At 28.1% G+C, this 8667-nt stretch carries 8 protein-coding genes, 1 pseudogene and 1 riboswitch; of the genes and pseudogenes, 1 reads left to right on the top strand and 8 read right to left on the bottom strand.

The annotated features are described in order from the left end of the window. Positions 1-111: 111 nt before the first annotated feature. The 5 genes from GXK56_RS21235 to GXK56_RS28325 form a co-directional block, all read right to left on the bottom strand. Complete coding sequence (locus tag GXK56_RS21235; RefSeq protein ID WP_160691171.1) at positions 112-2109, bottom strand: fructose-1,6-bisphosphatase; 1998 nt, start codon at positions 2107-2109, stop codon at positions 112-114. A gap of 244 nt (positions 2110-2353) precedes the next feature. Further along, the gene (locus GXK56_RS21230) at positions 2354-3289 is read right to left on the bottom strand and encodes a polysaccharide deacetylase family protein (protein ID WP_347707970.1); all 936 of its coding nucleotides are present in this window, start codon (positions 3287-3289) and stop codon (positions 2354-2356) included. Positions 3290-3379: 90 nt separating this feature from the next. Further along, a complete protein-coding gene (locus GXK56_RS21225) occupies positions 3380-4012 on the bottom strand; it encodes a tRNA-uridine aminocarboxypropyltransferase (protein ID WP_160691169.1) in 633 nt (210 codons plus the stop codon). A gap of 60 nt (positions 4013-4072) precedes the next feature. Continuing rightward, entirely contained in the window at positions 4073-4405 is a 333-nt protein-coding gene (gene cutA, locus GXK56_RS21220) for a divalent cation tolerance protein CutA (RefSeq protein ID WP_160691167.1), read from the bottom strand. 257 nt (positions 4406-4662) lie between these two features. Continuing rightward, positions 4663-4830: a hypothetical protein gene (locus GXK56_RS28325; protein ID WP_243156210.1), complete on the bottom strand. Its 168-nt coding sequence runs from the start codon at positions 4828-4830 to the stop codon at positions 4663-4665. Between GXK56_RS28325 and GXK56_RS21215 the strand changes: the two genes are divergently transcribed. Further along, positions 4751-5425 (top strand): sulfite exporter TauE/SafE family protein, encoded by a 675-nt coding sequence (locus GXK56_RS21215; RefSeq protein ID WP_243156208.1) that lies wholly within the window; start codon positions 4751-4753, stop codon positions 5423-5425. The genes GXK56_RS28325 and GXK56_RS21215 overlap by 80 nt on opposite strands. A gap of 83 nt (positions 5426-5508) precedes the next feature. On the opposite strand, the gene GXK56_RS21210 is transcribed toward GXK56_RS21215, so the two are convergent. The 3 genes and pseudogenes from GXK56_RS21210 to GXK56_RS21200 all read right to left on the bottom strand — a co-directional run bounded on the left by GXK56_RS21210 (position 5509) and on the right by GXK56_RS21200 (position 8260). After that, positions 5509-5976 carry a hypothetical protein gene (locus GXK56_RS21210; protein WP_160691163.1) on the bottom strand — a complete coding sequence of 156 codons (468 nt, stop codon included), beginning with the start codon at positions 5974-5976 and terminating at the stop codon, positions 5509-5511. 147 nt (positions 5977-6123) lie between these two features. Continuing rightward, positions 6124-7311 (bottom strand): annotated as a pseudogene (locus GXK56_RS21205) (phosphoribosylaminoimidazolecarboxamide formyltransferase). 45 nt (positions 7312-7356) lie between these two features. Further along, positions 7357-7436: riboswitch (ZMP/ZTP riboswitch) on the bottom strand. A 161-nt stretch (positions 7437-7597) separates the two neighbouring features. Next, a complete protein-coding gene (locus GXK56_RS21200) occupies positions 7598-8260 on the bottom strand; it encodes a hypothetical protein (RefSeq protein WP_160691161.1) in 663 nt (220 codons plus the stop codon). Positions 8261-8667: the final 407 nt, after the last annotated feature.

Genomic DNA, 8667 nt, shown 5'->3' with positions numbered 1-8667 from the left:
ACGAGTAATTCTATGAATAATCAAGCTATTTTTTCATAACAGCTTAACAGATTCAATTTTATTAATCTTTAACTGCAAAAGCGTGTTATATTTTAATCTTTTAACCTTAAATTACCTTTGCTCCTTGATAATTCCCTTTCTATATGCCTCCAACAGCAATTCTAAATCTTCTATTTGAATCTTCAGTTCTTTACCATTGTCTGTATCTCCAACTCTCTTTCTTTCAACTTCCTGCTCCAAGACTATTGTCGTTGATAAAATATCTTTTTCTTCTTCAATAGCTTTTTGAGTAGATTCAAAAGGTTCATGAGATACTAATAATAGTCCATAAGAATTGTATATAAGAGTATAACCCGCTATCCCTGTCTGTGATTGATAAGCCCTTGAAAAGCCTCCATCAATAACTAACAGTTTTCCATTTGCCTTTATAGGACTTTCGCCTTTTTTAATTTTAACAGGTACATGTCCATTAATTATATGTGATGTTTTATGATCTAAGCCGAATTCTTTAAAAATCATATTACAAGCTTTTTCATCATCTTCAAGTGCAAAGTAATAATTTTTCTTTTCTATGTGGGTTTCTTCTTCTTCAATAAAGTACCTTTCAAAAGTAGTCATTTTATCTTTTCCAAAAAGAGGCGAATCCACTCCATTCCATAAATACCAAGCTATATCCATTCCATATAATTTAGCTTCAGGGTTATTTTTATATAAATAACCTTCCCTAACTAAAACCTCTAATCTGTCCAAATAAGCTTTTCCGCTATATTCTTTTCCTGAAGCACCTATACTCACCTTTTTTAAAGTTCCATTTTCGTTAAGTGGAATACAGCCATGATAAAGCAAATTAGAATTATATTTTAAATACATACTTCCTTTAGCAAAAAGAAAACTTACATGTTTTTGAAGCTTTTCACTATTTAAAAATGAAGATTTAAGTTTTTCTACAAGTTCTTTTTCTTCTGGAATTAATTCATATGGATTATCAGGATTTATTGTTGGAAAATTATTATCTTTTAATTTATAGATCTTTCCTTCTAAAGTAATTGTACCTTCTGTATAATTTATTTTATTTAGTAAAAGTCTATCGTTCATTTTAAAGTAAGGACGCCTTTTAATTACTTCTCCCTCTAATTTAAATTGTATTATGGATATTGCTTTATGCATTTTTGCCATAAGGTTTAAATCCTTATCTGTGTAATCTTTTCCATTTTCATTCTTAGGTGCAAAAGCTTTACACTCGTCATTACCATAAAAATCAATTGCAAAGGTTGCAAGTGGAAGAAGATTTATTCCATAGCCTTCTTCTATAGTGCTTAAATTAGCATATCTTGAACTTGTTCTAATTACTGTTGCAATGCAAGCTTCGCTTCCAGCTGCTGCTCCCATCCATACTATATCGTGATTTCCCCATTGTATATCGACTGCATGATAATTTATAAGAGTATCCATAATAATATCGGCACCAGGTCCTCTATCAAATATATCACCAATAATATGAAGCCTGTCTATTACCAAATTTTGAATCAGCTTAGATATAGCTGCTATAAATTCATTAGCTCTTCCTACTCTGACAATTGTTTTAATTATTTCATTATAGTATTCTTCCTTATCCAATCTATCAGGCTGTTCATGCAAAAGCTCTTCTATAATATATGCAAAATCCTTTGGTAGAGCTTTTCTAACTTTAGAACGTGTATATTTTGAAGATACATATCTACAAATCTCAATAAGTCTATATAAAGTAATTCTATACCAATCCTCAATATTTTCCTCGCTTTTCATAATAAGTTCTAATTTTTGCTCTGGATAATAAATTAGCGTTGCAAGGCTTTTTCTATCCTTTTGACTTAAGGAATTTATAAAAATATCATCTATTTTTCGTTTTATAACCCCAGAAGCATTTTTCAATACATGAATAAAAGGTTCATATTCCCCATGAATATCTGATAAAAAGTGTTCTGTTCCTTTAAATAAATTTAAAATTGCTTGCAAATTTATTATCTCTGTACAAGCATCGTCTATGGTTGGATATTGATTTGAAAGCAGTTTAAGATATTTCAGTTTGTCTTTAAATTCTTGACTTGAATCTTCTTCAATGTAATACATTAATTTACCCCCTAAACCATATTTTTATTTTTCTCACAAAAACTCTACCTTTCTATTTACAAAAATACATAATATATAAGTTGTCTAATACAACTGTATCTTTAGAATTATGATATACTTTTTATTTAAAAGTATATCATAATTCTAAAGATACGACCATATTATTATAAAGATATTTATTCAATAGCTGTTATAAATTTATCTCCAGTTTAAGATATAATAATATGGCATCTACATATAATATTCATATTATTATTGGAAAGTATAATTCTGCTGTTTCTTCTGTAATAGTTCTAAATTCATACCCTTTAGATTGATAATATTTTATTATTTTATTTAAAGCTTTATATGTATTTTCATGAACATCACCACAATGCAAAAGCAATACAATTTTTTTCTTTTTACCTTTTCCTTCTATGGCTTTTTCAAATAACTCTTCAGGTGAAGTTTTTGGTTTCAATCCATCACAGTTGTCCAAATTCCAATCATATACCTTTAGTTTTTTTTCATGGAGCTTATTTAAAAGGCTTTTGCTTAAACGTTTACTGCTTCCTCCAGGAAATCTAATAATATTTGGTGAAATTCCAACCACCCTTTTAACTTCATTACGACAATCAAACATTTCTTTTATAAAAGCATCTTCATTGCTATAAATTTTCTTATAATTATGAGTATAGCTGTGAAGTCCTATACTGTTTCCTTCTTTGTAAATTCTTTTTACAATCTCTTCTTTGCCTTTAATTTGATTTCCAATTAAAAAAAAAGTTCCATTTACATTGTTTTCTTTTAATGTATCTAAAATTTTATTTGTCACTTTACTACTGGGACCATCGTCAAAGGTTAAATAAATTATCTTCTTATTATTGCTTGCTACTGCTTTATCTTCTTCATTTTCTATATTTGATTTTTCTTTACTAATTTTATTATCTTCAACATTAATAATTTTATTGGATTTTTGACTAGTTTCTTCTACATTCTTCCCTATAGATGTTTCATTTGAGCTTTTACTAGCTTCATCAGTAATTTTTTTATCAGGATTTTTTTCAATTTCTTTTTCTGTTTTTTTCATATTTGATTCATTTTTTAATGATGAATCATTCTTTATATTTTTTCCAAAAGTACAACCAATAAGAAATATACTAAAAATAAAAATTAATAGAAACCTTAGTTTATTCTTCATGCTCTCTCCCTCCAGCTGCTAATTATTTAGTACATTCTTATTATTCACTTTTATAAAACTATTATTTGTGGTATATTTCACCTATTAGAATTATTTTAACGGAAGTCCACTAATTCCTGCTTTAAAACTTTTTAAAAACAAATCAAAGGTATTCTTAGCAACCTGTGCCTTTTCAGTCTCACAATTTAACTTAAGTACTTCAATAGCTGCTTCCATAGTACATAATTCACCTTCTGATGCCCCTCTTCTTAAGGTATATTCTGATTTATGAATTGGATCTAAAGATATTTTGGGCAGGTTCTTTAAATACTCACTTTTTCTTAATATTTTTGAAGCTTCCTTCCAAGTGCCATCTAAAATAATAAATGCAGTAATTTTACCTGAATTTTCATTTTGAACTTTCCTTTTTAATAATTCACTATCTTCTGTAGGAAATAATATATATATTTCATATTCTTCACTATTTATATATTCAATCAATTTTTCAGGAGCCTTAGTCCTCTCCCAAAGAATAAGCTCTGTTGAATCTGGATTGATTAATTTAATTAACCTTGCTGTATTTGAAGGTCTACTGAATTCTCTTTCTGTAGATAATATCCATATCTTTGCATTAGTTTTTATTTTAACCACACTATTGCAGATACAATTTATTGTTGGTAACCCACATTCACTGCAACTCTCATATAATTTCGTAATTTGCTTAACTTTATATTTTAAATCCATTTTACCTCCTGAAAACATATTAAAACTTTTATCTTCTAATTAAAATAACTCATTTATCTCCTATTCAAATAATTCATTTACAATGGGAATAATATTTATTAAAGGCTCTTCATAAGGATGAATTTCTTTTATAACTTTCATCGCACCTTTTACGTATTCCTTTCTACATCTTATCTCCATCTTACATTCGACACCTTCACACACTTTGCCGACTTCACCATTAAATGGGTTCGAACCTTCTAAAGGCCTCCAATAACCTCTGACATTACTTATTGATACAACATTATCATAATCCCCAATAGTACATGCATTGACTTTATTTAATTCATCTCGTAATTTTAATATATATTCCTCTGGAACATATATTTCAATTTTTACTTCTTTAAATTCCATATTTAGCTTTCCCTCAATCCTCTCAAAATTTTCTACATATTCATAATTAAATTCTATTCTCAATTATAACATACAATGTAAACTTCATATTATTCATTTTTTCTATACATAAATTCTACGTTTTGATTTTATATTTATTATATTCTGATAAAATCATATCTTCATACTTAATTATATAACTATAAGCACCTCAGTAATCGCTTTCTGTTGTTTATCTTTTCTTATTGACAAACACATTAATATAACTTACTATAACCTTAGAAAGCGTTTTCTAATATTATATTGAAAGATGGTGTTTTTATGCTTGGATTTGTTTCAATTTTACTAGCCTCTCTTGTACAAGGTATAACTGGTTTTGGCTTTGCTCTTATAGCAGTTCCTCTACTTTCTCTATTTATACCTGAACTAAGAAATATCACTCCCATTATTGTTATTTATAGTTTTCTGACTAATATTATTATTTTTTATAAAACTAAACAGTATATAGATTTTAAAAAAATCCTTCCCCTAATTATCTTTGGAATAATAGCAACTCCCCTTGGTACATATATTTTGCTATATATTAATGTAAATACTTTAAAAGTTATTGTAGGAACAATTATTGTTATTACTGCTTTAGCTATGCTTAAAAATTATAAAATTAAGATTAATAAACAAAATATTTCATATGGAGTTGTTGGACTTTTAAGTGGATTTTTAAATGGAAGTACAGGATTAAGCGGACCACCTGTGGTTTTATTCCTAACAAATCAAAACACTGATAAGGATGTATTTAGAGCAAATTTAACTCTTTACGGAATTGCAACAAATGTTTTCGCTATTATTCTATTTATTTCAGAAGGTATCATTAATACATCGGTTTTAAATTTTACAGCATTATATCTACCAGCACTTATAATAGGAACCTTTTTGGGGATTAACGCTTCATCAAAAATAAATGAAGCTTTGTTTAAAACACTTACTATTTATTTAATATCATTTTTAGGATTGTATACAGTTATTTCAACTATTTTAAAATAGGAGTACAAAAAAACTCCAAAATCACTTGACTTTGGAGTTTTTTCATATGAATTTTGGTGACAATCACCAATCTATAATACTTTTTATAATTGAATATTTTCTGATCCTTCTATAACTTGATCAAGATCTTTTAATGATAAGAAAATAAAAGGTACTGGGAATCCAAATATACTTAAAATAGTATATAATGTAGCATTTTCTGGCTTGTACAGTTTATATAGTCTATTTAATGCAAATAGCATAAGGATAAAGTTAGCTAATGATAGTAACCCACCTAAAAAATCTACTTGGCTAAAAACTAAAACCACAATGGATGCTACTGGAAGAACTATTTCAATCCTTGGAATTTCAAAATCAAAAACCTTTAAAGTTTTAATTAATCTTCCAATAATATAGTTCTGAGCTATAGGTATAAAGGAAAGCCACGAATTTTCTACGCCTTGTTTTTCAGCCATTTTATATAAGGCAATTGAATAAATAACATAAAATACAATACCGATTATTCCTAAAATAATAAGAATTACACCTAATACAGCTAAAAGTCCATACATAAATTAACACCGCCTATCTATAATTATACATATATGGATATAGTATACTACATTCATATATGCTTATGTTATAGTACAAGCTTATAAAAGTCAATACGAATATGAACAAATTATTAACAACCGTCATATTTTGCGCTAAAAAATATCTTAATGATGAAATAATCGTGTATTTGTAAATGTCATAACTATATTATATTTATTACAGGCTTCAATTACGTTGTCATCCCTTATTGAACCTCCTGTTTGAGCTATATAAACTACTCCACTTTTATTGGCACGTTCTATATTATCACCAAATGGGAAAAAAGCATCTGAGCCTAAGGATACCCCTTTTAAATTCTTTAGCCACTCTTTCTTTTCTTCTATGGTTAATGAATCTGGTTTTTCAATGAAGATATTTTCCCATATGCCATCTGCCAGTACCTCCATATAGTCATCTGAAATATAAACATCAATAGCATTATCTCTATCAGCTCTTTTTATTCCTTGCTTAAAAGGAAGATTTAAAACCTTAGGATTTTGCCTTAAAAACCAAGCATCAGCTTTATTTCCTGCAATTCATGTGCAATGTATTCTTGATTGCTGTCCTGCTCCAATGCCAATAGCCTGCCCATCTTTCACATAACATACAGAATTTGATTGGGTGTATTTTAAGGTAATCAATGCTATAATCAAATCCCTTTTTGCACTATCAGGTAAAGTTTTATTTTTAGTTGGTATATTTGTAAACAAAGCTTCTGATATTTTAGTATCGTTTCTCTTTTGTTCAAAAGTTATACCATATACCTCTTTTCTTTCTATTTCCTTAGGTATATAGTTTGGATCAATTTGTATTATCAAATAATTGCCCCTACGTTTATTCCTTAATATCTCTAATGCTTCTTTAGAATATCCAGGTGCTATTATTCCATCAGAAACTTCTTTTAATAATAATTTTGCTGTCTGCTCATCGCACATATCTGACAAAGCTACAAAATCACCATAAGAGGACATCCTATCTGCACCTCGTGCTCTCACATAAGCTGTAGCAATCTCCGATAACTCTGAATCGTCAATTCCTAACTCATCAATAAAGTATGCTTTTTTCAAATCATCGGTTAATTGAACTGCTACAGCTGCTCCCGCAGGACTAACATGTTTGAAGGAAGCTGCTGCTGCAATTCCTGTTGCTGCCTTTAATTCTTTTACTAGCTGCCAGCTGTTAAATGCATCTAATAAATTAATATAACCAGCACTACCATTGATTATTTCTATAGGAAGTTCACCCTCACTAACGAAAACTTTAGCTGGTTTTTGATTAGGATTGCACCCATACTTTAATTTTAATTCCTTCATAAAATTGTTACACTCCTTTTCTAACAATAAAAAGCCCACCATCTGGACTTTTGCCCAGACGGTCGGCTTATAAATTGTTATACTTCCTGTGGTTAATTCCACTTCCGTCAGTTGTATAACCTCTAAATAAAAAATATCATTTCAGTGTAAAGTTGTCAATCAATTTAATTCAGATTGTCTCTCGTTTTTTAATTCATATTTAATAAATATTGTTTTTATTTTATTATTTTTTTCAAACTTATTAAATTCTATAATCTCGTTATTTACTGTTAGTTTTTTATGTTACTTAATATTTAATTGTGTTTAAAAAATTATTAAAGGCATTGCTGTTTTCATTTGAAATTTCATTAATTTCTCCAATACTAAAAATGTATAATTCATTATTATTAAAGAAAAGTGCCTGACGTATTTGGGAGACTTTATTTGTATCCGAAAACCTTTTTTTATAATCAATTATTTGGGCAGATTTACCATTAAAAGTTTGACTTGATACAGTAAGATTATCTACTCCAGGAGCGCTTTTTAATTTATTAGTAAATTCATCCACAAATTCTTTTGGGGATTTATTTTGTGAAGTAATAATTAAATCATTCACACTTGTTCCAACATTATCTATTTTATAAAATGTTTTGTCATCTGAATCTGTTGTTTTAACCCAATTTGAAGGATGTTGTATTGTAAAACCTTGAATAGTTGAATCCCATATTCCATTACTGTTCATATGATATTTTCCACTAATATAACAATTATGAGCCATATATCCATTGCTTTTGAAATAATACCATTTTCCATCTATTTGCTTCCAACCTGTATACCATGAATTGCCATTGGAATACCACCATCCTGTTGGATCCTGTTTCCATTCAGCATGTGCTGCAATTGGATTTATTGTAAATATTGCAGCTAATGTAATACCCCCCGCTATGAATTTTTTTAAATGCTTAATCATTATTTTTAGATCTCCTTCTTATGCAAAAAAATTTTTCTAAATAAATTACATATTTTAGATAAATATCCCAATATACAATTTAATATAATTATAAAACTTTTTCCCAATAAAGTACATAATCTTCCAATATATTTATCCAAACAATACATATAAAACTTATTCAGGTAATATAAAAACATGGATTAAAATAAGCATAAGAAATTCTCTTTTATAATTATTAGAATATTATTAATTAATAAACTCATAATCTGCATTTTCTGTTTCATTAAGAACTATATCCTTTCCAAATTTCTCTTTATAATTTCCTTATCCCATAAAAATGGAGCTACCTCACTAATTAAATAAATAACATATTCTAGGAAAACTCAAATTAATATGTTGTACTACTTAATCTTAGTGTGGCAGCT

The organism is Clostridium sp. C2-6-12 (genome assembly GCF_009928485.1).
In the GTDB taxonomy this organism is placed as follows: domain Bacteria; phylum Bacillota; class Clostridia; order Clostridiales; family Clostridiaceae; genus Clostridium.
Note: the sequence above shows the minus strand (reverse complement) of the source record. Positions and strands in the feature narration are given on the sequence as shown.